Below are 23,523 nucleotides of genomic sequence, written 5' to 3' on the forward strand. Positions count from 1 at the left end.
GTTGCGCACGTTCCGGGACGGGTTGCCGACGATTCAGGTGGCGGCCTCAGGTTATGCTGTGCCGATGCTCTATCTTGCTTCCCGCTCCCCCCGACGCAACCAGCTGCTGGCCCGACTCGGACGCCCCTTCCAGGCCCTGGACCTGGAGGTCGTCGAGCAGCGCGCGCCCGCTGAAAGCGCCGAACAGTATGTCTGCCGGGTCGCCGCCGACAAGGCGCGCGCCGGGTTGGCCCGGGTGCTGGCCGATGACCCGCAGGCGCGCGTGCTCGGCTCGGACACCGAGGTGGTGCTGGATGGCGACGTGTTCGGAAAGCCCACTGACGCCGCCGATGCGCGGGCGATGCTGGCGCGCCTTGCCGGGCGTACCCATCAGGTGATGACCGCCGTGGTGGTGGTAGGCGCGGACGGGCTGGACAGCGAACTGGTCATTTCCGAAGTGACCTTCGCCCCGATCGACGCTGCCGACATCGCCGCCTACGTGGCCACCGGCGAGCCGTTGGACAAGGCCGGGGCCTACGCCATCCAGGGCGGGGCCGAGCGCTGGATCGAACATCTTTCCGGCAGCTACTCCGGCGTCATGGGGCTGCCATTGCTGCATACCGATCGTCTGCTGGCGCGCTGCGGCGTGCCGGCCACAACTGCCGATGCCGCCAGGGAGGCTGCCGATGTCTGAGGAAATCCTGGTCAATGTGACCCCGCGCGAAACCCGGGTCGCGGTGATCGAGAACGGCATGCTGCAGGAACTGCACATCGAGCGCGGTTGGCGCCGGGGTGTGGTCGGCAACATCTACAAGGGCAAGGTGCAGCGGGTGATGCCCGGCATGCAGGCCGCCTTCGTCGAAGTCGGGCTGGAGCGTGCCGCGTTCCTGCATGCCAACGACGTGGTGCGGCCGGCGCCGGTGGCCAGTGCCGATACCGAGAACACCACGCTGCCGCCGCCATCCAGCGTGCCGATCGTCGAGCTGCTGCGCGACGGCCAGGACATCGTGGTGCAGGTCGTGAAGGACCCGATCGGGACCAAGGGCGCACGCCTGACCACCCAGATCAGCATTCCCTCGCGCTACATGGTGCTGCTGCCGCAATCCAAGGTGGTGGGCGTTTCCGCACGCATCGAGGATGAAACCGAGCGCGCCCGCCTGAAGGCGCTGGTGACCGAACTGTCGGCGCAGCACGGGGGCTACGGCTACATCGTGCGTACCAATGCCGAGGGCCAGCCGGCAGAGGCCATCGCCGAGGACATCGCCTACCTGTCGCGCGTTTGGAACGTGGTCGAGCGTCGTGGCCGCGAAGCGGCCTCGTGCAGCAACATCTATGAAGACCTGAGCCTGCCGCTGCGATCGGTACGCGACCTGATCCGCAAGGACGTTGACAAGGTGAAGGTGGACTCCAAGGAGACCTTCGCGCAGTTGCAGGCCTTTGTTGCCAAGTACATGCCGGTGCTGGCCGAGAAGATCGAGCTGTACAGCGGTGATCGCCCGATCTTCGACATGTTCGGGGTGGAGGACGAGATCGGCCGCGCGCTGGACAAGCAGGTGCCGCTGAAATCCGGTGGCTACCTGGTGATCGACCAGACCGAGGCGATGACCACCATCGACGTCAACACCGGTTCGTTCCTCGGCCAGCGCAACCTGGAAGAGACGGTGTTCCGCACCAACCTGGAAGCGGCACAGGCGGTGGCACGGCAGCTGCGGCTGCGCAACCTGGGCGGCATCATCATCATCGATTTCATCGACATGGACGATGCCGAGCATCGCCGCCAGGTGCTGCGCACCCTGGAAAAGGCGCTGGCCCGCGACCATGCCAAGACCACGGTGTACGACTTCTCGCCACTGGGCCTGGTGGAGATGACCCGCAAGCGCACGGTGGAAAGCCTGGAGCGCCAGCTGTCGGAGACCTGCCCGCAGTGCAGCGGCCGCGGCAGCATCAAGACCACCGAGACGGTGACCTACGAGATCTTCCGCGAGATCACCCGTGCCGTGCGCCAGTTCGATGCCGCGCGCCTGCTGGTGATCGCGTCGACCAAGGTGGTCGCGCGCATCACCGACGAGGAATCCGCGGCGGTGGCCGAGCTGGAGGAATTCCTCGGCAAGAGCATCCGCTTCCAGGCGGACGAGCAGTACCTGCAGGAGCAATTCGATGTCGTTCTGCTCTGATCCTCGCCGGCCGCAGGCCGGCGGTGGCCGATGAGCGCGCCGCCGCGCCTGCGACTGCGAAGGATCCGCCGTCATTTCATTGCCGCCTGCGCGGTGGGCCTGGTCGGGCTTGCACTGCTGGTGGGCACCTTCAGCCAGCTGCTGCCGCTGGCCGAGCGCCATCCCGACAGGATTGCCGCCTGGCTGAGTGAACGCGCTGGCCAGCCGGTGCGTTTCGACCAGCTGCAGACCGCCTGGACCCGGCGTGGCCCGCTGCTGCAGCTCAAGGGCCTGCGCATCGGCGCCGGCCAGGGCCTGGCGATCGGCGAGGCCGAAGTGCTGGTATCGATGTACAGCGGCCTGTTGCCTGGCCGGTCGCTGACCGAGCTGCGCCTGCGTGGCCTGGCGCTCGACCTGCAGCAGGGCGAGGACGGTCGCTGGTCGGTACGCGGCCTGCCGCAGACCGCCAATGGCGGGGACCCGCTGGATGCGCTGCGCCGGCTGGGCGAACTGCAGGTGATCGGAGGCCGCCTGGGCGTGCATGCGCCGGGGCTGGGAATCGACACCACGCTGCCACGCATCGACGTGCGCCTGCGGGTCAATGGCGACCGCCTGCGTGTAGGCGTGCGTGCCTGGGCCCAGACCGAAGCGCTGCCGTTGACGGCGGTGCTGGACGTGGACCGCGTGCGCGGCAATGGCCAGGCCTGGCTGGGCGCCGATCCGGTCGATTTCCATGCCTGGTCGCCGCTGCTGGCGGCCGGCGGTGTGCGCCTGCGCGAAGGCAAGGGCGAACTCAACCTGTGGCTGACCCTGCGCGATTTCGCGCCGGTGGCGGTGACCACCGATTCGGACCTGCGTGATGTCCGCATCGATGGCGCACCGATGCCCTCGATGGCGGCTCCGCAACTGCAGCTGCAGCGGTTGCAGGCACGCCTGCGCTGGCAGCGCCAGGCTGATGGCTGGGCGTTGCAGGTGCCGCGCCTGCGCCTGAAAACCGAAGAGGGCGAGCAGCAGCTCGATGGCCTGCAGCTGCAGCTTGGCAAGCAGCTGCGGGTCCGTTCTGGCGAAGTGCAGGCCGGCACCGCGCTGCGTGCGCTGGCCCTGAGCGATCGTCTCGAACTGGGCCTGCGTCGCTGGCTGTTCCTGTCCAGGCCGCAGCTGGATGTGCGCGAGTTGCAGCTGGCGGGCGATCGCGATGGCCCGCTGTGGGCGCAGGGCGAACTGCAGTCGCTGGGCTTCGCCAGCGTGGGCAATTCGCCCGGCCTGCGCGGCCTGGGCGGGCGCTTCGAAGGCGACGCGGATGGCTTCAGCCTGCAGTTGCAGCCGCAACGGCAGCTGCAGTTCGATTGGCCGACCGGCTTTGGTGTGCGTCATGACCTGCATCTGGCGGGACAGGTGGTGGGCTGGCGCGACGAGGGCGGTGGTTGGCGTATCGGTACTGCGGCGATGCGCGTGGAAGGCACCGACTATGCGGCCGACGTGCGCGGCGGGGTCTGGTTCCAGGGGGACGGTACGCGGCCGTGGCTGCAGCTGGCGGCCAAGCTGGACGACGTGCCGATGACTGCGGCCAAGCGCTTCTGGATCCACTCCAAGATGAGCAAGGGCGCCACCGACTGGCTGGACATGGCGCTGGCCGGCGGCCAGGTGCGCAATGGCATCGGCCTGGTCAGTGGCGACCTGGACGACTGGCCGTTCGACAACAACGATGGCCGCTTCGAGGCCACCGGCCATATCACCAACGGTGACATCCGTTTCCAGCACGATTGGCCGTTGATGAGCCAGGTCGACGCCGATATCGCCTTCATCGGCCCCGGCTTCGACATGCATGGGCGCGGCGATCTGGCCGGTGTGGCGGTGCAGAAGTTCGAGGCGGGCATTCCGGATTTCGGGCAGCAGCCGCTGTATGTGCGCGCCGATGCGCAGAGCGAGGCGGGCAAGCTGCTGGCGATGCTGCGGCAGAGCCCGCTGCACAAGGATTATGGCGACACCCTGGACAACCTCACTGCTGCCGGCCCGGCGCATGTGACCTTCGATCTGCTGCAGCCACTGCACCACGATGAAGGTGGCGGCCACCTGCAGGGGACGGTCGATCTGGCCGGCGTGAAGCTGGTCGACAAGCGCTTCCAGCTCGCCTTCGACAACATGCAGGGGCAGGCGCGCTACAGCAATGGCGGTTTCGATGCCGAGGCGCTGTCGGTGCGCCACCTCGGCCAGGACGGTCGCCTGAGCCTGCGTGCCGGTGGCTACGTGCACGACAGCAGACTGGCCTTCGAATCGCAGCTGTCGGCCACGCTGGATGCCGGCGTGCTGATCGACCGCGCGCCGGAGATGGCCTGGCTCAAGCCCTACATCACCGGAACCTCGCCGTGGACCATCGCGGTCAGCCTGCCCAAGGTCACTCCGGGGGCGCCTGCGCCGCCCAGCGAGCTGCGGTTGAGCTCCGATCTGGTCGGGACCCGGCTGGACCTGCCGGCGCCGCTGGACAAACCGGCTGCCGAGCCGTTGGCGACCACCGTGGCTGCACAGCTGCCGATGGGGGCCGGCCGCATCGACGTGGCGTTCGGCCAGCGCCTGGCGCTGGCCGCACGCAGCCACAACAACCAGACCGGTGTGCAGGTGACGCTGGGCAGCGACCATGTCGACCGCGAGCCGCCGCCGAGCGGATTGACCGTCAATGGCCGCAGTCCGACCCTGGACGCTCTGGAGTGGATCAGTCTGGCGCGGGGTGGCAGTGATGACGACGCCATGCCGCTGCGTGCGGTGGACGTGCAGGTCGGCCAGTTGAAGCTGATCGGTGGCGTGTTCGAGCAGACCCGGTTGCAGCTGCGCCCGGGCGCGCAGGCACTGGATGTGCGCCTGGACGGCCCGTCGCTGGCCGGGCGCCTGACCGTCCCCAATGCAGACGGCGGCACCATCAGTGGCCAGCTCGACCGCGTGCACTGGCAATCCCTGCCGGCGGCTCCGGGTGCATCGGCCGCACCGGCACGGGTACAGGCCGGCGCCAACGACATGGACCCGGCCAAGCTGCCGCCGTTCGCGCTGGACATCGCCGACCTGAAGTTCGGCAAGGTGGTGCTGGGCCAGGCGGTACTGCGTACGCGGCCGCTGGCCAATGGCCTGAACGTGGACGAGCTGCGCTTCCGTGCGCCCGACCAGGAGATCGACATCAGCGGTCGCTGGCTGGGCCGCACCGGTGGTGCCCGCACCGAGCTGACCGCACAGGTGCGCAGCGAGGACCTGGGCGGACTGATGCAGAACCTCGACTACGGCGGCCAGCTGCGTGGCGGTTCCGGCCAGGCGCAGCTGCAGGCCACGTGGAGTGGGGGGCCGTCGGACTTCCAGCTGGGCAACCTGCAGGGCCGCCTGGACCTGCACGCGCGCAACGGCCAGCTGCTGGAGCTGGAACCGGGCGCTGGCCGGGTGCTGGGCCTGCTCAGTGTCACCCAGCTGCCGCGGCGCCTGATGTTCGACTTCCGCGACTTCTTCTCCAAGGGCTTCGCGTTCAACCAGATCGACGGCAGCATGCAGTTCGGCCAGGGCATGGCACGCACCGACAAAGTGCTGATCGAAGGCCCGGCAGCCAACATCACCATCCGCGGCCAGGCCGACCTGCGCAACCAGCAGTTCGACCAGACCATCGACGTCAACCCGCGTGCAGGCAATCTGCTGACCGTGGTGGGTGCGGTCGCCGGTGGTCCGGTGGGGGCGGCGCTGGGCGCGGCCACCAATGCGGTATTGTCCAAGCCATTGGGCGAGATTGGCGCCCGTACCTACAAGGTGACCGGTCCATGGAAGGAACCGAAGGTGGAAGTGATCGAGCGCAGCCGCGACAAGGCTCCGCCACCCGTACCGGCACCGGCGCCGGCCATTCCGCCGACCGTCACCGGCCTGCCGCGCTCGCGTTGAGCGCGGCTTTCCTGTTCACGGGGCTTGCCTGAGCGCCCCCGCATCCCCAGATCGAGAACCATGACTGATATCGCCCTGACGCTTGCCCAAGACCGCCTGCTGCGCCCCGGCGGCCTGGATACCGCTGGCCTGGAGCGCACCTTCGGCCAGCTGCTCGGCCCCGGTGTGGACTTCGGCGACCTTTATTTCCAGCATGCCCGCCGCGAGAGCTGGAGCGTGGAAGACGGCATCGTCAAGGACGGCGCCCATTCCATCGAGCAGGGCGTGGGCGTGCGGGCGATTTCCGGCGAGAAGACCGGCTTCGCCTACTCCGACGACATCCATGCCGATGCGCTGCTGACGGCGGCGCAGTCGGCGCGTGCGATCTCGCGTGAAGGTGGCGCCCAGTCCGGGCGGTCGCTGCTGCGCGGCAACGCGCGCGCGCTGTACCCGGCGCTGGACCCGATCGATGGCATCGGCAACGAGGCCAAGGTCGAGGTGCTCAAGCGCCTGGATGGCTACCTGCGCGCCGCCGACCCGCGCGTGAAGCAGGTGATGGTGAGCCTGTCCGGCGGCGTCGATACGGTACTTATCGCCCGCAGCGACGGTGTGCTGGGCGCTGACGTGCGCCCGCTGGTGCGCCTGAACGTGCAGGTGATCGTCGAGCACAACGGCCGCCGCGAGTCCGGCTATGCCGGCGGTGGTGGCCGCTACGGGTATGAGGAGCTGTTCGCCGACGGCCGCCCCGAGGCCTTTGCCCGCGAGGCGCTGCGCCAGGCGCTGGTGAACCTGGACGCCGTTCCGGCACCGGCCGGGGTGATGCCGGTGGTGCTTGGTCCGGGCTGGCCCGGCGTGCTGCTGCATGAAGCGGTCGGCCATGGCCTGGAAGGCGACTTCAACCGCAAGGGCACCAGCGTCTACGCGGGCCGCATCGGCGAGCGCGTTGCCGCCCCGGGCGTGACCATCGTCGATGACGGCACGCTGGACGGACGCCGTGGTTCGTTGAACATCGACGATGAGGGCCATCCGAGCCAGTGCACCACCTTGATCGAGGACGGCATTCTGGTGGGATACATGCAGGACAGCCTCAATGCGCGGCTGATGGGCATGGCGCCGACCGGCAACGGCCGCCGCGAATCGTTCGCGCACCTGACCATGCCGCGCATGACCAACACCTACATGCGCGCCGGCCAGCACGACCCACAGGAAATGATCCGTTCGGTGAAGAAGGGCCTGTACGCAGTCAACTTCGGTGGCGGTCAGGTCGACATCACCAGCGGCAAGTACGTGTTCTCGGCCACCGAGGCCTACCTGATCGAGGATGGCCGCATCACCGCGCCGGTGAAGGGTGCGACGCTGATCGGCAACGGTCCGGAAACCATGCAGAAGGTGCGCATGGTCGGCAACGATCTGGCCCTGGACGAGGGCGTGGGCATCTGTGGCAAGGACGGGCAGAGCGTGCCCGTGGGTGTCGGCCAGCCCTCGCTGCTGATCGAGGGCATCACGGTCGGCGGTACCCAGGCCTGAGCCGGGCGATGGCCAGCGCCACCGCCCAGGCCGGCGCGGACTCAGTCCTCGTCGGCTTCGTCGCTGTCGACGGGGTCGGCGTCTTCGGCGCTGGCCTTCAGGCCCAGTGCGGCCGGCAGCATCAGGGCGCGCAGCACCTGGAAGATTTCGCGGTAGGCGCGTGGCGGCTTGTTCCTGGCCTTTTCGGCCTGGGCATTGCGCACCAGCGTGCGCAGCTGCTGGCGGTCGGCCTGCGGGTAGTCGTCCAGCAGTGCAGCCAGCGCCTTGTCACCCTCGGCCAGCAGGCGCTCGCGCCAGTCTTCCGCGCGGTGCATCATCGCCACTTCGCGGCGGCCGGTTTCGCTGTTGGCGTCCAGCGCATCGCGGATCGCATCCAGCGTGGCGTCTTCTTCGCGGCGCATGTGCTTGGCCAGGAACGCCAGCTGGCGCTTGTGGGCGATGTGGGCGGTGATGCGCTTGCACTCGGCGATATGCGGCAGCAGGTCTTCCGGGATCGGCAGGCGTGCCAGCTGCGCCGGGGTCAACGACACCAGCTTCTCGCCCAGGGCCAGGACGTCGAGCGCGTCGCGCCGGTTCTGGCTGCGGCTCTTGTCGTGGAATTCACCGGTTTCTTCGTCGCGTCCGCGCATCGTTCCTACCTGATCTCAAAAAAAGTCGCCCGGCGTGATGCCGGGCCCAACCCGTACAGGATAAAGCATTGAACGTGATCGCCCCTGAAGTCGCTGTCGGCGACGACAGCCTGGCCCGGCTGGAACGGCTGGCCGACCTCTCCCAGCAGCTGCTCGACCGCGCCCGTGCGCTGGGCGCCAGCCAGGCCGAGGTCAGCTGCAGCGAGGATCGTGGCCTGGAGGTCAATGTCCGCCTTGGCGAGGTGGAGACCGTGCAGTCCACCCGTGACCGCGGTATCGCCGTCACCGTCTATTTCGGCCAACGCAAGGGCAGCGCCAGCACCGGCGACCTGAACGAGGCCAGCCTTGCCGCCACGGTCGAGCAGGCCTGTGCGATCGCCCGGCACACCGAAGATGACCCGGCTGCCGGCTTGGCCGAGGCCGCGTTGATGGCCACCGATTTCCCGGATCTGGATGCCTGGCACCCCTGGGCGCTGCAGGCCGACGAGGCGGTGGACCTGGCCCTGGCCTGCGAGAACGCAGGCCGTGAGGCCGATGCGCAGATCCGTAATTCCGACGGCGCCTCGGTGTCGAGCATGCAGAGCCTGTCGGTGTACGCCAATTCGCATGGCTTTTTCGGCCGTGAGCGTGGCACCCATCATTCGGTGGGCTGTGCGCTGATCGCCGGCCAGGGCGATGGCATGCAGCGCGATGGCTGGTACACCAGCGCGTTGGCCCGGGAGGACCTGGAAGACGTGGGCCTGGTCGGCCGTCGTGCTGCCGAGCGCACCGTCGCCCGCCTGCAGCCTCGCTCGATGGCCACCGGCACCATGCCGGTGCTGTTCGCCCCGGAAGTAGCGCGCAGCCTGGTTGGCCACCTGCTGTCGGCGGTGTCCGGCGGTGCGCTGTACCGCCAGGCCAGCTTCCTGCTGGACAGCGTTGGCCAGCAGCTGTTCCCGGACTGGATGCAGATCGAGGAACTGCCCCACCTGCGCCGTGGCCTGCGCTCGGCCGCCTTCGACGGTGACGGGGTGGCCACGCGTGCTTCGGCCCTGGTCCGTGACGGCGTGCTGCAGCGCTATGTGCTGGGCAGCTACTCGGCACGCAAGCTGGGGCTGCAGACCACCGCCAATGCCGGTGGCGTGCACAACCTGCAGCTGGCCGCCAACGCGGGCTCCCTGCAGGACATCGCCCGGCAGATGGGCGATGGCCTGCTGGTGACCGAATTGATGGGGCAGGGCGTGAACGGGGTGACCGGCGACTACTCGCGCGGTGCCGGCGGCTTCCGCGTCGAGAATGGTGAGATCCAGTACCCGGTGGATGGCATCACCATCGCCGGCAACCTGCGCGAGATGTTCAGCAGCATCGAAGCGGTCGGCAGCGACGTCGACCCGCGCTCGCACATCCGGACCGGTTCGATCCTGCTGGGGCGGATGACCATCGCCGGTAATGATTGATGGTATTGATGGCGTAAGCTATGCCCGCCTGACGCAACCAGCTTGGTGCTGGTGGGTCAAGACCACCCAATGAAAAGGAGTTTTGTCGTGAGCGAATTCGATAACGTCCCGCCGCCGCCGGCCACCACCGAGGCCCCGGCCGACCAGCGCACCATGGCGCTGGCTGCGCACCTGCTGGGCATTTTCACCTGGTTCATCGGTCCGCTGATCATCTGGTTGATCAACAAGGACGACGCCGGCAAGGCTTTCGTGACCGACCAGGCCAAGGAAGCGCTGAACTTCCAGATCACCATCACCATCGCGATGCTGATCTGCATCGTGCTGACCATCGTGATCATCGGCGGCATCCTGGCCCCGATCGTCGGCATCCTGAACTTGGTGTTCTGCATCATCGCCGCGGTCAAGGCGAACAACGGCGAAGCCTACCGCTACCCGTTCGCGCTGCGCCTGGTCAAGTAATACCGGCGGCATGCGGAATTGAGAACGCCCGGCATTGCCGGGCGTTTTCATGTGCGGGGAGCGACGGGCGGTGCCCGGCGAGCGATCAATGATCGCGTTCGACCGCCAGCGTCGCCAGTGCACGCAGTGCATCGGCCTCTTCGCCATACCCGGCCAGGATCGACTGCATGCGTGCGGCCAGTTCGTGCAGCTGAGCCTTGGCACCGTCCATGCCGAGCAGGGCAGGGAAGGTGCTCTTGTCCTGCGCCTGGTCCTTGCCGGCGGTCTTGCCCAGCTGCTCGGAACTGGCCTCGACATCGAGGATGTCATCGCGTACCTGGAAGGCCAGGCCGAGTGCGTCAGCGAAGCTGTCCAGCTGGGCCAGCTGAGGTTCGTGGGCCTGGCCGCACAGCGCGCCCATGCGCACCGCCGCACGGATCAGCGCGCCGGTCTTCAGGGCATGCATGCGGGTCAATGCCGCCAGCGTCTGCTGCTGGCCGGTGGCATCGATATCCAGCGCCTGGCCACCGCACATGCCAGCGGCGCCGGACGCGTGGGCCAGGGTCTGCAGGCAGGCCACGCGCAGCGTGGCAGGCAGCGGTGCATCGGCCAGCAGGCCGAAGGCACGCGTCTGCAGCGCATCGCCTGCCAGAATCGCGGTGGCTTCGTCGAAGGCGATGTGGGTGGTCGGCTTGCCGCGACGCAGCGCGTCGTCATCCATTGCCGGCAGGTCGTCATGCACCAGCGAGTAGGCGTGGATGAGTTCGACGGACATGGCGGCCGCATCCAGGCTTTCCGGCTGCGCACCGAACAGGTGGCCACTGGCGTAGACCAGCAGCGGGCGCATGCGTTTGCCACCGCCCAGCACCGAATAGCGCATGGCCTGGTGCAGGCGCTGCGGTGCTTCGGCAGGCGAGGGCAGCGCGGCGTCGAGCTGGCTTTCGATACGGTCGCGCCAGCGCGCAAACAGAACCTCAGCTGTCATGGCTGGGCGGATCGAAAGGCTCGGATGCTTCCGGCTGCGCCGGATCGCTGAGCAGGCGCACGCGCAGCTCGGCCTGCTCCAGCGCCTGCTGGCACTGGCGATACAGACCGACGCCACGTTCGTAAGCACTGAGCGAAGCTTCCAGGCTCAGCTCGCCGGTTTCCATCTGCTCCACCAGCTGCTCCAGCGATTCGAGCGACTGCTCGAACTGGGCGACCGGGGAGGCGTTTTCGGGGGACTTCTTGGCCATGCGGCAAGTGTGGACGGGCCGCGCGCGGGGGTCAATTCACCAGCCGCCCGGGCGCCACTGCAACTGCGCGCCATGCGCCTGCAACCAGGCCTGCAGCGGTGCGGCGATGACCACGTCGGCGGCGGCCAGCAACAGCGGGCCATCAAAGATCAGCGGCAGCTGCGCGCGTCGCCAGGGGGCGAGGTGTTCGCGTTGCAGGCAGTCCTTCAACGCGTGCGAATGCTGGCGACCGGGCAGCAGAATGCGCTCACCGCCCACGCGTGCACGGACCTGCAGCGGGCGATCGAAGGCCGGGGTGCCCTGCAGGCGCAGCTGTCCACCATCGGGCAGTGCCAGCGGTGCGCGTCCATCCCATTCGGCCTGCCACTCGTGGGGAAGCGCAGGCAGCCGGGCCGGCAGCAGGTAGGCGTGGTCGCGCCACTGTTGGATCGCGTGATCGTGCCAGCGCACCCGCGCCTGGCGATCGTTGTCGGCCGGCAGCAGCTCGTCCAGCGCCTGCTGCAGCACGGTGGCCGGCAGCGGTGCCGCGTCGTGGCCGGCCACCCAGGCACGCAGCACGCGTGCGGCACGGCCCGTTGAGACCTGGCGAAGCAGCTGCAGCGACAGCACGCGTGGAGCGACTTCCAGGTGTGCGATCAGCTCGGCGTCTTCCTCGTCAAGCAGTTCGCGGGTCTGCCCGCAGTGCGTTGCGCTGCCCGCCATCGCCGCAGCGGCATGCGGCCAGCGCTGGCGCAACAGTGGCAGTACCTGCAGGCGCAGGAAGTTGCGATCGGCGTGGTCGTCGGCGTTGCTGGGGTCTTCGATCCAGTGCAGTGCATGCTGGTGGGCGTAGTCGAGGAGTGCACTGCGTGGCACTGCCAGCAGCGGTCGCCATAGAGGCTTTTCGCCAAGGCGGCTGTGCGTGGACATCGCCGCCAGGCCATCGACGCCGGAAGCGCGCAGGGCGCGCAACAGGAAGGTCTCGGCCTGGTCGTCCTGGTGCTGTGCCAGCGCCAGGGTTTCGCCGTCGCGCAGTTCGGCCGCGAACGCGGCGCGTCGTGCCAGTCGCGCGGCACCCTCGGTGCCCAGGCCTGTGCCGTTCTCGACCTGCACGCGGTGCACGGCCAGTTCGATGCCCCTGGCGTCGCATTGCTGCTGGCAGTGCAGCACCCAGTCATCCGCATCGGGCTGCAGCCCGTGGTGCACGTGCACCGCGCGCAGCGCCGTGCCGGAAGCTTGCGCGCAGCGCCACAGCCAATGCAGCAGCACGGTGGAGTCGACACCACCGCTGTAGCCCACCAGCAGCGGCGCATCCAGCGGAACGAGGGCAGGAAATTCAGTCACGGCGGCAAGTATAGGGTTGGTCGGCAGGGCTGCGCCCTGCACCCGCAGACGCGCAAGCAACGGCAACGGCCGAAGCAACAGCAGAAGCGGGTTTCCTGAGGGTTGGCGGGGTGGGTCCGGTTGCGGGGGCCGCTGCAAGTCCCCCTCCGGGGCCCGGCCCAGCCGCTGGCGGCTGTGCGTTCGGGCGCTTGCGAAGCCGTGCTTCGCAAGCAAAGCGCCCTCACCCATGTAAGCTCGGTCGCCGCTTGCTCGTGTGCGCTGTCCTGCGCACACGGCAAGACCGGGGTTGGGCGTCGTGCCCAACCCGCCCGAGGCATGCCTCGGGCCCATGCGGCTCACGCCCCCGCAACCGGACCCACCCCGGCTTCGACAGAATGCCGCGATCTGCCAGAACGGCGTCGTGCACCGCTTTGGTAGGTGTCGACCTTGGTCGACACAGTAGATCCACGCCACGCGTGGATGACTCATTCGATATCTGACAGATGTGTCGACCAAGGTCGACACCTACCAACAGCCGCGGAGATCTGTCAGAGGCGGGGCACTGTGGGTTTGCGGGGTGTGAGCCGCATGGATGCGGCGATCAAGGCTACATGGACGTACTTGCGCCGTCCCCGCAAACCCGCAGTGCCCCGCCATCCCACGGAATGCACGCTGTTGCTTCGGCCGTTGCCGTTGCGTCTGCAGGTGCAGGGCGCAGCCCTGCCGAAAACCCTACTTTACCCGACGACCCGAACGGTCGATGCGGAACCGCTCTCCGCCTTCCATCGGCGTGTGGCCATCGGCATCCGGCGTGCCGCGCCGGCAGCCATTGCAGACTTCGGCCACGCCATCCTGGAACGGCCAACCGAAATCGAAGGTGCCGGGCACCACCTGACGGAACTTCAGATCGAAGTAGGCCACGCGGTTGCCGACGCGGGCGCGCAGCAGGCCTTCCTGCGGTGTTTCCGGACCGTTGTCCCAGGTCAGTACCGGCAGGCTGCGGCCCTTGCGGTTGACGTAGTGGAAGCCCTGGTCGGCGTACACCACGGCCAGACCATGGTCGTCGTAATTCAGGTCCTTCAAGGTGTCGGCACTGATCTTCGGCCGGTGATCGACCACTTCGCAGTTGGGCAGCGGCCACAACCCGTGTTCGTCGGTCAGCAGCTTGCACGCCGATGTCTGTGCCGCTGCATTGGCACTGACCAGCACGCCAAGCAGGACCAGCGACCGCGCGAAGCGGCCGCTGGCAGGAGCAGGGTAGGCCTGCCTCACGATCACTTGGCCTCGGCCTTGCGCTCGAATGCGGTCGGCGCCGGCAGCTGCACCGGCACGCCCTTGTCATCGCAGGTGCCGGCCTGGCACAGGCGTTCGCGCAGGGCCGGGGTGGCCTGCACGATCATGTGGTAGATCGCGTTCTGTTCCAGCGTGCCGCGGATCGCCTTGCTGCCCGGGCCGCGTGCCCAGATACCGACGTCTTCGCCGCCGTGCGACTCGGACTTCATCGGCACCAGTGCTTCCTGCATGTAGTCCGGATGCTCGGTGTCGACCTCGCGCAGGTTCGGGCGGCCGTTGGCCGGTTCGAAGCTGCTCGGGTTGTGCGGGTAACGCTTCGGACCGGCCGGCTGCTGGTTGCTGCTGCCGGTATGGCCCGGGCCGTTGGCGTAGCTCAGGGTGGTGTACGGCTGGCCGGTGCCGTCCAGCGCGTAGTCGAGCTTGCCAGCGCCATCTTCGCCGCCCTTGTCCTTCACCTTGCCCAGGATCGGGTTGCCGCGCGCCGGGTAGCCGACGAAGTTCAGGGTGTGCGAGTGGTCGGCGGTGACGATGATCAGGGTATCGTCGGCCGAGGTCAGTTCGTTGGCCACGCGCACCGCGTCGGACAGGGCCACGGTCTCGGTCAGCGCACGGTAGGCGTTGCCGCTGTGGTTGGCGTGGTCGATGCGCGCGCCTTCGATCATCAGCACGTAGCCTTCCTGGTGCTTGGCCAGGTTCTTGATGGCTGCCGCCGTCAGTTCGGCCAGGCTCGGCTCACCGCCCGGATCCTGCGGGCGCTCGTACTCGTAGCGCATGTGGTCCGGCTCGAACAGGCCAAGAATGGCCGGAGCGTTGGCGGCGGCGGCCAGCTGCTTGCTGTTCCACACGTAGGCACCCTGCGGGTGCGCCTGCTGCCATTCCTGCACCAGGCTGCGGCCATCCAGGCGCTGGCCGACCTTGTCGTCGTATTCCGGATCGCGTTCTTCCACGGTGGTGAATTCACCGCGACCGCCGCCGAGGGCGACCAGCGGGCCACGGCCATAGCGCGAGGTGGACAACAGCTGCTGGGCGATGTCCTTGCAGCCGGCGGCCTTCGCGGCTTCGGTCAGGTCGGTGTCGTTTTCCCAGTTGCGCTCGGGCGAGTGCGCGTAGGTGGCGGCCGGAGTGGCATGGGTCAGGCGTGCGGTGGACACCACACCGGTGGCCAGGCCGGCGCTGTCGGCCAGCTGCAGCCAGGTCAGCAGGCCCTTGGACAGGCTGTCGGCGCAGTCGGTGCGGCTGCCGGCGCTGACGCCGATCGCGCCCATGTGGGTCTTCACGCCGGTGGTGATGGCGGTCATGGTGCCAGCCGAATCCGGGGTCTGCGAATCGGTGTTGTAGGTCTTGCTGAACGCCGTGGCCGGGAAGCGCTCCCAGGACAGCAGGTTCTCCTCGCCCGAGCCGCCCTTCTGCTGGCCTTCGTAGATGCGCGAGGCGGCCACCGTGGTCAGGCTCATGCCGTCGCCGAGGAACAGGATGACGTTCTTGGCCTTGCCGGACATCGCGCCGTTGGCGGCGGCCTGGGCGGCGCCGCTGCGGTACCACCACTGCGGGGTCTCGCCGGCCGGATGGGCAACGGGGTCGACGGCGACCTTCACGCCGGCCGGGGCGGACGCGGGGGTGGTGCTGGCGCAGGCGCCCAGCAGCAGGGTGGTGGCGCAGGCGGCCAACAGGGAGACGGAACGGCGCATGGACGCTGGGATCTCACAAACTGTAACGGGACGTTCATTATGCCCGCCCTCGCAAGGCACGCCGATGACACACTGATTTGCCGGCCGGGCGGTCGTTCCGCGGGCCGCCTTGGGCTATCGTGCCAGCATCCCTTCCTTCCCCTCTGGATTGCCTATGAAGCTGGTCTCTGCCTGGCTGCGGATTCCATTCTGGCAGCGCGTGGTCGGTGGCTTCGTGCTCGGCGCGCTGGCCGGCTGGGCGCTCGGCCCGGCCGCGGAAACGTGGTTCGGCCCGCTCGGCGAGCTGTACGTCACCCTGATCAAGATGATCGCCGTGCCGCTGGTGTTCTTCGCGGTCATCAACGCAATCTCGTCGCTGCACGGCCAGAAGTCGGTCGCCGCGCTCAGTGGCCGCACCTTCCTGTGGTTCGTGATCACCGCCGCGTTGGCGGTGTGCGTCGGCCTGGGCGTGGGTACCGTGCTGCAGCCCGGCGCCGGTGGCCTGCAGCTGTCGATGGCCAGCAACTACGTGCCGCGCGAAGTGCCCAGCGTGGTGCAGGTGCTGCTGGACGTGGTGCCGGCCAATGTCTTCTACGCGCTGTCCGGCATCGGCACCAAGGTCAATGCGGCCGGTGAAACCGTGCTGGCTGCCGGTCGCGGCTCGATCCTGCCAGTGATCTTCTTCGCTGGCCTGGTGGGCTTTGCCATCGTCAAGCTGGGCGAGAAGGTGACCGAGGCGCGCAAGTTGGTCGGCCAGATGAGCGACATCATGATCCAGGTGACCCGCTTCGTGCTGGAAGTCACCCCGATCGGCACCTTCGGCCTGATTGCTGGCCTGGTCGGCAGCTACGGTTTCGAGAAGCTGCTGCCGCTGGGGCATTTCGTGCTGGCGCTGTACGTGGCCTGCGCCCTGCACATCGTGGTGGTCTACAGCGCACTGCTGCTGGCGCACGGCCTGAACCCGCTGAAGTTCTTCCGTGGCGCGGCGCCGGGCATGCAGGTCGCCTTCGTCAGTTCGTCCAGCTTCGCAGCGATGCCGGTGGCGCTGCGCTCGATCACCCACAACCTGGGCGTGAACAAGGACTACGGTTCGTTCGCGGTGCCGCTGGGTGCCAGCATCAAGATGGATGGCTGCGGCGCGATCTACCCGGCGCTGTGCGCGGTGTTCATCGCGCAGTACAGCGGTGTGCCGCTGACCCCGGAGCAGTACGTGGTGGTGCTGATTGCCTCGGTGCTGGGCAGCTTCGGTACCGCCGGCGTGCCGGGTACCGCGGTGATCATGGCCACGGTGGTGCTGAGCGCAGCCAACCTGCCGCTGGAGACCATCGGCTACCTGTATGCCATCGACCGCATCCTGGACATGATGCGCACGATGACGAACGTGACGGGCCAGATGCTGGTGCCGGTGATCGTGGCCAAGGAAACCGGCCTGCTTGACCAGGCGGTGTATGACAACCCGTCCAGCAACGTGGGCGTGGACGATCCGGACCCGACACCGCCACGCGGCTGAGGTTGCGTGGAGATGAAAAGCCCGCCCTGACCGGCGGGCTTTTTGTTTTGGAGCTGACTGGCGCGGTGCCGATCAGGGTAGGTCCCTGGTAGATCCACGCCATGCGTGGATGGCCGCAGTGCCGACCAACGGTCGGCACCCACCGGGGCAGGTGGCGCAGTGCCGGCCAAGGTCGGCACCCAGTGGGGGCGCAAACAAAAAAGCCGCTGCAGGGCAGCGGCTTTCTCGTGTCAGGCGGCGCGGTGGCGCCAGCGGGTCAGAGGTCGACCCGGCGGGCCTGCATGAACTTGTTGCCCCAGTAGCCGCTGAGCAGGGTGTCCACGCGGACGTCCTTGCCGGAGCTCGGTGCGTGCAGGAAGCGGCCATCGCCAACATAGATGCCGACGTGGTCGACGCGGCCCTTGCGGCCGAAGAACACCAGGTCACCGGCAGCCAGTGCGGTGCGGTCGTTGATCAGTTCGGCGTTGTCATCGTGCGCCATTTCGCGGGAGACGCGCGGCAGCTCGATGCCCAGGGCCGAGCGGAACACGTAACCGACCAGGCCGCTGCAGTCGAAACCGCTGTCCGGGTTGCTGCCACCCCAACGGTACGGGGTGCCCAGCAGGGTCATCGCGCGGCGCAGCAGCGATTGCACCTTGCCGTTGTCGGCGGCGGTGCCGACAACGCTGCCATTGGCGGCGCTGCTGGTGTCGTAGTTGGCGAGCAGGCGGCTGAGATCACCGGCCACCACGGCCGAGCGGTCCATCAGCGGAATGGTGTCATTGGCAGCCAGGTGCGGCAGCAGGGCGGCCAGCGTGGCGCTGGCGGCGGCATCGACGCGGCTGCGCTGCGGAGCGGCAGCCTCGGCCTTGGCGGCCGGTCGGGGGGTGCTCTCGGCCACCGGGGCCGGGGTCACATCGGAACGGTTCGGAGCAGTCTGCGACCAGGCCGGAAGGCTGGTCAGACACAGTGCCAGGCCAAGCAACAGCGGGCGGGCACTACGTGAAGATACGGAAGTCTGGCCTTCGCTTTTCAGGTCGTCAGTCGTCACGCGTCGGTCACAGGAAAAAAACGATGGGGCATCATGCCCTGTAAAAGCGGCAATAAGTTAAAAATTCCGTTAGTAAATCGTTAGTTGCACGGTGATGTGCGTCACAATTTTGAACATATCGCCTGTTCATCTTAGCGAAGGACGCGTTTCGCTCCGGTGTAGTGGTCCTTCCAGTACGGACCGCTGAGCGAGTCCAGCCGGACCGTGCCACCGGAGCTCGGCGCGTGCACGAAGCGCCCTTCACCCACATAAATGCCGACATGGGTGACGCTGCCGCGGCTGCCGAAGAACACCAGGTCGCCGGTGGCCAGGCGCTGCGGGTCGATCTTCGGGCCCTGTACCGCCGCCAGGTCGCGCGAGGTGCGTGGCAGTTTCAGGTCCAGCATCTCGCGGTAGACGTAGGCGACCAGGCCGCTGCAGTCGAAGCCGGAGTCGGGGGTATTGCCGCCATAGCGATAGGGGGTGCCGACCAGGCTGATGGCGCGCATCAGCACCGAGTTGGCCGCCTCGGGATTGTCCGGCACGGTCTTCGGCCAGTTCGCGGTCGGCGGGGGCGGCGCGGGTCGGGTGGCCTTGGCGCCGCCGCAGGCGGTCATCAGCACGGGCAGGGCCAGCAGCAGGGCCGGGGCGAGGAGCCGGCGCAGGCCGGACGAAACTGGCGTGATGTGCATGATCTCCGGATAATGCGCCACCTTAGGATTGGCCGTCATGATGGCGGCGTCCCCGCCGGGCGACAACCCGCCCCAACCCGCCTGCCTCCGGCAGATCCAGACAGAGTTGCGCATGAAGATCGAAAAAGACCGCGTTGTCCGCTTCCACTACACCGTTTCCGAAGTCGGCCAGGAGCCGATCGAATCGTCCAAGGACCGCGGCGAGCCGCTGGCGATCCTGATCGGCCACGGCAACATCATCCCGGGCCTGGAAAACGCCATGATGGACAAGGAAGCCGGCGCGACCTTCAGCGTCGACGTCAACGCTGCCGATGCCTACGGCGAGCGTCGTGAGGGCCTGTCCCAGCGCGTGCCGAAGAAGCACTTCGGCAACACCAAGCTGGCTCCGGGCCAGCAGGTCGTGCTGCAGACCAACTTCGGCCCGCGTGCGGTGACCGTGCAGAAGGTCGGCATGAGCGTCGTCGACGTCGACCTGAACCATCCGATGGCCGGCAAGGACCTGCACTTCGACGTGGAAATCGTCGATGTGCGCGAAGCCGGCAAGGAAGAAATCGACCACGGCCACGTCCACGGCGACGGCGGTCACCAGCACTGATCGCAGCGCGATCGTGATGGCAGCAACGGCCCGCTTCGGCGGGCCGTTGCGTTTCTGGAACACGACGCGGCCATCCATGGTGCACGGGCCGGCGGCATAATGGCGGACCTGCCCGACGGACGCCCTGTGAACGCCGCTTCTCCTTCCCTGCAGCCGGTGGCTTCCGGCGAACGCATCGCCGTGCTTGACGTGCTGCGCGGTGCTGCGCTGCTGGGCATCCTGCTGATGAACATCGAGGCCTTCAGCGGGCCGCTGGACCTGGCGTTCACCGGCATCGACGTGCATTGGCAGGGCATCGACTACTGGGCCGATGCCTTTGTCTACGTGTTCGTGCAGGGCAAGTTCTTCACCCTGTTCTCGTTGCTGTTCGGTGCCGGCTTCGCGGTGATGGCGCAGCGCGCTGAGGCCGCCGGGCGCGACTTCACCCCGTTCTACCTGCGCCGCAGCGCTGGCTTGCTGCTGATCGGTCTGTGCCATGCACTGCTGGTCTGGTCCGGCGACATTCTGGTGATGTATGCACTGATCTCGTTGCCGCTGCTGGCGTGCCGCGAGGCGCCACGCAGCTGGCTGTCGTGGATGGGGTTGATGGTCTACCTCGGCGGTGTGGCGATGATGCTGCTGGTCGGCGCGATGGTGTCGATGGCTTCGGCCGAAGATGTGCAGGGCATGCTTGCCGAGGCGCAGCGGAGCATTGAGCTGCAGCGGCAGGTGTACGGGCAGGGCAGCTGGGCGCAGGCCAATGTGCAGCGCCTGAATGAGTTCGGTACGTCGATGGGGGCGCTGCTGATCACCGGCCCGGAAGTGCTGGGCATGTTCCTGATCGGCAGCTGGTTCGCCGGCAGTGGCGCGCTGGCGGCGCCGGAGCGCTTCCCGCGGCTGTACGCGTCGCTGCGCTGGGTCGCGTTGCCGCTGGGCCTGCTGGTCACGTTGATCGGCGTTGCCTGGAAACCCTACCTGGCACCGGGCGCCTACAACCTTCCGGTGACGGCGGCGATGGGCCTGGTGACCATAGGCGGCCTACCGATGTGCCTGGGCTATCTGGCGTGGATCGTGCACTGGCGCAGGCGGCTGGCCTGGCTGGCGCCGGTGGGGCGCATGGCGCTGACCCATTACCTGGCGCAGTCGCTGGTCTGCACGCTGCTTTTCTATCACTACGGACTGGGATGGTTCGAGGTGATGCCGCGCAGCGTGCAGCTGCTGTTCGCACTACTGCTGTTCGCTGTGCAGGTGGGCATTTCGCACGCGTGGTTGCGCCGCTTCCGTTTCGGGCCCATGGAATGGCTGTGGCGTGCGATGACCTACCGGCAGTGGCCGCCGATGCGGCGCGGGGCCGGGCAGGGCTGATCGATGCAGGGCGCGCGCGAGGATGTGATCGTGGTCGGCGCCGGTGCCATTGGACTGACCGTCGCGCTCGCGCTGCGCGCACAGGGCCGGCAGGTACGCGTGATCGACCGTGGGCGTGTCGGCGGCGCGACCTCGCATGGCAACTGCGGCACCATCACCCCCAGCCACGCGCCGCCGCTGCCAGCGCCTGGCATACCGTTGCGCGCGCTGCGATGGATGCTTGATCCACGCGCGCCGCTGTACGTGCGTATGCGGCTGGATCCAACGTTGTGGCGCTGGTTGCTGCAGTTCGGCGCACGCTGCAATGCCCGCGACTGGCTGCAGGCCACGCGCGCCCGCGCTGCGCTGCTGAATGATTCCCGGCTGCGCCTGGCCGAGTGGGTGCAGGTGCATGCACTGGACTGTGAGTTCGATACCCGCGGGCTGGACTATGTGTTTTGCGATGCCCGCAATTTCGATCACCACGCCGCTGAGTGTGAGGCACTGAACGCGCAGGGCATCGCCACGGCGCGCATCGATGGCGCCGACTATGCGCGCGACAATCCAGCTTTCCATGATCGCATTGCCGGGGCGATCCACTTCCCCGGCGATGCGCAGCTGCGTCCGGACCGCTACACCGCCGAACTGGCGCGCGTGCTGCGTTCACAGGGCGTGGTGATCGAAGAGCACTCGGACGTGCAGGATTTCAGCACCGACGCGCAGGGTGTGCGCGTGCACGTCGGCGAACGCACGCTGCACGCACGCGAGCTGGTGCTGGCCACCGGGCCGTGGTCGCCGCGCTGGGCACGGCAGCTGGATCTGCGCGTACCGATCCAGCCCGGCAAGGGCTATTCGCTGACCTGGTCGCGACCGTTGCAGGTGCCGCAGCGCCCGGTGGTGCTGAAGGACCATTCCGTGTTCGTGATTGCCTGGCGCGAAGCGTTGCGACTGGGCGGCACCATGGAATTCGCCGGTGCCGAACCGCGGCTGCGCACGGCCCGCCTGCAGGCCCTGCAGCAGGCCGCCGACCACTACCTGCGCGCGCCACGCGGTGCGCAGCTGCAGGAGCAGTGGTGCGGGTGGCGCCCCATGAGCGTGGACGACGTGCCATTGATCGGCCGCGCGCCCGCACATCCTCACGTCTGGCTTGCAGCGGGGCATGGCATGCTCGGCATCAGCATGAGCGCCGGCACCGGCCAGCTGATCGCCGATCTCGTCTGCGGCCGCACGCCAGCGATCGATCCTGCCCCTTACCGACCCGAGCGATTCCGATGAGCACTGCATCCTATGATTACGACCTGATCGTCCTTGGCGGCGGCTCCGCCGGCCTGGCCGGCGCGATCCGCGCCGCGCAGCATGGCAAGCGCGTGGCAATGCTGGAGCCCGGTGAGCTGGGCGGGACCTGCGTCAATGTCGGCTGCGTGCCGAAGAAGGCGATGTGGCTGGCGGCCGACCTGCACGAGCGCATCGGCCTGGCCAGTGCGATGGGCTTCGATGTTCAGGCGCGCCCGGCGCTGTCGTGGAAGGAACTGGTGATCCACCGGCAGGCCTATATCAGCAACATCCACACCAGCTACCACAAACGCCTGGATGAGACCGGCGTGGTGCGCATTCCGGCGCGCGGCCATCTGCTCGATGCGCATACCGTGGCCTGCAGCGATGGCCTGCGTTACAGCGCCGAGCACATCCTGATTGCCACCGGCGCGCACCCGCTGCGTCCAGATATCCCCGGCGCGGAACTGGGCCTGGTCTCCGATGATTTCTTCGACCTGCGTGCGGCGCCGGCCGAGGTGGCGATCATCGGCGGTGGCTACATCGCGGTGGAGCTGGCCGGCCTGCTGCAGGCACTGGGCAGCAAGGTGAGCCTGCTGGTGCGTGGCCAACGGCTGCTGGATCGCTTCGACTACGAGCTGACTGATCAGCTGGCCGAGAACCTGAAGCAGCAGGGCGTGCGCATCCATTTCGGCTATCGCCTGCGCGAACTGCAGCGCGATGGCGAACGGGTGCGTGCATTCGGCCATGACGGCCCGCTCGACAGTGTGTTCGACGCGGTGTTCTTTGCTACCGGGCGTCGCGGCAACAGCCGTGATCTGGGCCTGGAAGCGCTCGGCATCTGCATCGGCGAGCACCAGCAGGTGCAGGTGGACGAATGGCAGACCACCAGCGTGCCGAGCGTGCACGCGGTGGGTGATATCGCCGGCAAGGTTGGCCTGACCCCGGTGGCGGTGGCTGCTTCGCGACGGTTGATGGATCGCCTGTTCGGTGGTCGCCCGCAGTCGAAGATGGATTACGAGAACGTGGCCAGCGTGGTGTTCTCGCACCCGCCGCTGGGTGCGGTGGGCATGAGCGAGGAAGAAGCGCGCGCGCGTTTCGACCAGGTGAGCGTTTACCACAGCCGTTTCCGACCGATGCTGCAGGCGCTGGCCAACGGTACACAGCGCAGCCTGTTCAAGATGGTCTGCGCCGGCCCGGAAGAACGCGTGGTAGGTATCCACCTGCTGGGCGAAGCGGCCGACGAGATCCTGCAAGGTTTTGCGGTGGCGGTGAAGATGGGCGCGACCAAGGCCCAGTTCGATGACACCGTGGCGATCCACCCGACCTCGGCCGAGGAAGTGGTGCTGATGCGCTGACCTGCGGTTGCTGCAGAGCCGAGCCCATGCTCGGCCGTCGCTCTTTGTAGAGTCGAGCCATGCTCGACTGCGGTGGAAAGACAGTCGAGCATGGCTTGTATGTTCCTCCCGGCTCCTACGAGGTATGTAGGAGCCAGGGTGGAGGGACCGTCAAGCATGCATCTGCGGATACTAGCCGACAGACGAGTCGAGCGATCCCCATCCCGCACACGAACGTCGA

General features: G+C 67.8%; 19 protein-coding genes. 11 read left to right on the forward strand and 8 right to left on the reverse strand.

Annotation, left to right across the window (positions count from 1 at the left end; all coding sequences use genetic code 11):
- Positions 1-64: 64 nt before the first annotated feature.
- From V3B25_RS17485 to tldD, 4 genes are read left to right on the forward strand one after another with little or no spacing between them, the layout of a single operon-like run.
- Entirely contained in the window at positions 65-673 is a 609-nt protein-coding gene (locus V3B25_RS17485) for a Maf family nucleotide pyrophosphatase (RefSeq protein ID WP_032128990.1), read from the forward strand.
- Entirely contained in the window at positions 666-2,153 is a 1,488-nt protein-coding gene (gene rng, locus V3B25_RS17490) for a ribonuclease G (protein ID WP_010482960.1), read from the forward strand. The genes V3B25_RS17485 and rng overlap by 8 nt, the downstream gene beginning before the upstream one ends.
- 30 nt (positions 2,154-2,183) lie before the next feature.
- Positions 2,184-6,038, forward strand: coding sequence for a YhdP family protein (locus tag V3B25_RS17495; RefSeq protein WP_329811068.1), 3,855 nt, complete (start codon positions 2,184-2,186; stop codon positions 6,036-6,038).
- A 60-nt stretch (positions 6,039-6,098) separates the two neighbouring features.
- Positions 6,099-7,544, forward strand: coding sequence for a metalloprotease TldD (gene tldD, locus V3B25_RS17500; RefSeq protein ID WP_277779229.1), 1,446 nt, complete (start codon positions 6,099-6,101; stop codon positions 7,542-7,544).
- 41 nt (positions 7,545-7,585) lie between these two features.
- Here tldD and yjgA read toward each other — a convergent pair whose 3' ends face one another.
- A complete protein-coding gene (gene yjgA, locus V3B25_RS17505) occupies positions 7,586-8,173 on the reverse strand; it encodes a ribosome biogenesis factor YjgA (protein ID WP_049398682.1) in 588 nt (195 codons plus the stop codon).
- Between the two features lie 68 nt (positions 8,174-8,241).
- Between yjgA and pmbA the strand changes: the two genes are divergently transcribed.
- Together pmbA and V3B25_RS17515 are read left to right on the forward strand one after the other, a co-directional pair.
- A complete protein-coding gene (gene pmbA, locus V3B25_RS17510; protein ID WP_121504581.1) occupies positions 8,242-9,609 on the forward strand; it encodes a metalloprotease PmbA in 1,368 nt (455 codons plus the stop codon).
- Positions 9,610-9,696: 87 nt separating this feature from the next.
- Positions 9,697-10,068, forward strand: a complete 372-nt coding sequence (locus tag V3B25_RS17515) for a DUF4870 domain-containing protein (RefSeq protein WP_329811069.1) — start codon at positions 9,697-9,699, stop codon at positions 10,066-10,068.
- An 85-nt stretch (positions 10,069-10,153) separates the two neighbouring features.
- On the opposite strand, the gene V3B25_RS17520 is transcribed toward V3B25_RS17515, so the two are convergent.
- The 5 genes from V3B25_RS17520 to V3B25_RS17540 all read right to left on the reverse strand — a co-directional run bounded on the left by V3B25_RS17520 (position 10,154) and on the right by V3B25_RS17540 (position 15,565).
- Positions 10,154-11,032, reverse strand: coding sequence for a farnesyl diphosphate synthase (locus V3B25_RS17520; RefSeq protein ID WP_121504580.1), 879 nt, complete (start codon positions 11,030-11,032; stop codon positions 10,154-10,156).
- On the reverse strand, positions 11,022-11,282 hold the full coding sequence (locus tag V3B25_RS17525; RefSeq protein WP_285303049.1) for an exodeoxyribonuclease VII small subunit: 261 nt from the start codon (positions 11,280-11,282) through the stop codon (positions 11,022-11,024). The genes V3B25_RS17520 and V3B25_RS17525 overlap by 11 nt, the downstream gene beginning before the upstream one ends.
- 36 nt (positions 11,283-11,318) lie before the next feature.
- Positions 11,319-12,605 carry a tRNA lysidine(34) synthetase TilS gene (gene tilS, locus V3B25_RS17530; protein ID WP_329811070.1) on the reverse strand — a complete coding sequence of 429 codons (1,287 nt, stop codon included), beginning with the start codon at positions 12,603-12,605 and terminating at the stop codon, positions 11,319-11,321.
- A 711-nt stretch (positions 12,606-13,316) separates the two neighbouring features.
- The gene (locus tag V3B25_RS17535) at positions 13,317-13,862 is read right to left on the reverse strand and encodes a WG repeat-containing protein (protein ID WP_071228718.1); all 546 of its coding nucleotides are present in this window, start codon (positions 13,860-13,862) and stop codon (positions 13,317-13,319) included.
- Positions 13,859-15,565 (reverse strand): alkaline phosphatase, encoded by a 1,707-nt coding sequence (locus V3B25_RS17540; RefSeq protein ID WP_329811071.1) that lies wholly within the window; start codon positions 15,563-15,565, stop codon positions 13,859-13,861. The genes V3B25_RS17535 and V3B25_RS17540 overlap by 4 nt, the downstream gene beginning before the upstream one ends.
- Positions 15,566-15,719: 154 nt before the next feature.
- On the opposite strand from V3B25_RS17540, the gene V3B25_RS17545 reads away from it, so the two are divergent.
- Positions 15,720-17,054: a dicarboxylate/amino acid:cation symporter gene (locus V3B25_RS17545; protein WP_046988032.1), complete on the forward strand. Its 1,335-nt coding sequence runs from the start codon at positions 15,720-15,722 to the stop codon at positions 17,052-17,054.
- Between the two features lie 256 nt (positions 17,055-17,310).
- Here V3B25_RS17545 and V3B25_RS17550 read toward each other — a convergent pair whose 3' ends face one another.
- Positions 17,311-18,018: a C40 family peptidase gene (locus V3B25_RS17550; RefSeq protein WP_223276965.1), complete on the reverse strand. Its 708-nt coding sequence runs from the start codon at positions 18,016-18,018 to the stop codon at positions 17,311-17,313.
- Between the two features lie 197 nt (positions 18,019-18,215).
- Positions 18,216-18,794 (reverse strand): C40 family peptidase, encoded by a 579-nt coding sequence (locus V3B25_RS17555; RefSeq protein ID WP_329811072.1) that lies wholly within the window; start codon positions 18,792-18,794, stop codon positions 18,216-18,218.
- Positions 18,795-18,867: 73 nt separating this feature from the next.
- Here V3B25_RS17555 and V3B25_RS17560 point away from each other — a divergent pair, with 73 nt between their 5' ends.
- The 4 genes from V3B25_RS17560 (at position 18,868) to gorA (ending at position 23,303) form a co-directional block, all read left to right on the forward strand.
- The gene (locus V3B25_RS17560) at positions 18,868-19,350 is read left to right on the forward strand and encodes a peptidylprolyl isomerase (RefSeq protein WP_049398704.1); all 483 of its coding nucleotides are present in this window, start codon (positions 18,868-18,870) and stop codon (positions 19,348-19,350) included.
- Positions 19,351-19,449: 99 nt separating this feature from the next.
- Entirely contained in the window at positions 19,450-20,694 is a 1,245-nt protein-coding gene (locus V3B25_RS17565) for a DUF418 domain-containing protein (protein ID WP_329811073.1), read from the forward strand.
- A gap of 3 nt (positions 20,695-20,697) precedes the next feature.
- Positions 20,698-21,948 (forward strand): FAD-dependent oxidoreductase, encoded by a 1,251-nt coding sequence (locus V3B25_RS17570; RefSeq protein WP_329811074.1) that lies wholly within the window; start codon positions 20,698-20,700, stop codon positions 21,946-21,948.
- Positions 21,945-23,303: a glutathione-disulfide reductase gene (gene gorA, locus V3B25_RS17575; protein ID WP_049423792.1), complete on the forward strand. Its 1,359-nt coding sequence runs from the start codon at positions 21,945-21,947 to the stop codon at positions 23,301-23,303. The genes V3B25_RS17570 and gorA overlap by 4 nt, the downstream gene beginning before the upstream one ends.
- The last annotated feature ends 220 nt before the right edge of the window (positions 23,304-23,523 follow it).

Source organism: Stenotrophomonas sp. SMYL8, assembly GCF_036320065.1.
Taxonomy (GTDB): domain Bacteria; phylum Pseudomonadota; class Gammaproteobacteria; order Xanthomonadales; family Xanthomonadaceae; genus Stenotrophomonas; species Stenotrophomonas maltophilia_A.

Excerpts from the sequence above, each read along its gene's own strand:
- yjgA (WP_049398682.1), bottom strand. The coding sequence starts at position 8,173 with ATGCGCGGACGCGACGAAGAAACCGGTGAATTCCACGACAAGAGCCGC.
- V3B25_RS17560 (WP_049398704.1), top strand. The coding sequence starts at position 18,868 with ATGAAGATCGAAAAAGACCGCGTTGTCCGCTTCCACTACACCGTTTCC.
- rng (WP_010482960.1), top strand. The coding sequence starts at position 666 with ATGTCTGAGGAAATCCTGGTCAATGTGACCCCGCGCGAAACCCGGGTC.
- V3B25_RS17570 (WP_329811074.1), top strand. The coding sequence starts at position 20,698 with ATGCAGGGCGCGCGCGAGGATGTGATCGTGGTCGGCGCCGGTGCCATT.
- V3B25_RS17485 (WP_032128990.1), top strand. The coding sequence starts at position 65 with ATGCTCTATCTTGCTTCCCGCTCCCCCCGACGCAACCAGCTGCTGGCC.
- gorA (WP_049423792.1), top strand. The coding sequence starts at position 21,945 with ATGAGCACTGCATCCTATGATTACGACCTGATCGTCCTTGGCGGCGGC.
- V3B25_RS17540 (WP_329811071.1), bottom strand. The coding sequence starts at position 15,565 with ATGCGCCGTTCCGTCTCCCTGTTGGCCGCCTGCGCCACCACCCTGCTG.
- V3B25_RS17520 (WP_121504580.1), bottom strand. The coding sequence starts at position 11,032 with ATGACAGCTGAGGTTCTGTTTGCGCGCTGGCGCGACCGTATCGAAAGC.
- V3B25_RS17545 (WP_046988032.1), top strand. The coding sequence starts at position 15,720 with ATGAAGCTGGTCTCTGCCTGGCTGCGGATTCCATTCTGGCAGCGCGTG.
- V3B25_RS17525 (WP_285303049.1), bottom strand. The coding sequence starts at position 11,282 with ATGGCCAAGAAGTCCCCCGAAAACGCCTCCCCGGTCGCCCAGTTCGAG.
- tldD (WP_277779229.1), top strand. The coding sequence starts at position 6,099 with ATGACTGATATCGCCCTGACGCTTGCCCAAGACCGCCTGCTGCGCCCC.
- V3B25_RS17555 (WP_329811072.1), bottom strand. The coding sequence starts at position 18,794 with ATGACGGCCAATCCTAAGGTGGCGCATTATCCGGAGATCATGCACATC.
- V3B25_RS17495 (WP_329811068.1), top strand. The coding sequence starts at position 2,184 with ATGAGCGCGCCGCCGCGCCTGCGACTGCGAAGGATCCGCCGTCATTTC.
- V3B25_RS17565 (WP_329811073.1), top strand. The coding sequence starts at position 19,450 with ATGGCGGACCTGCCCGACGGACGCCCTGTGAACGCCGCTTCTCCTTCC.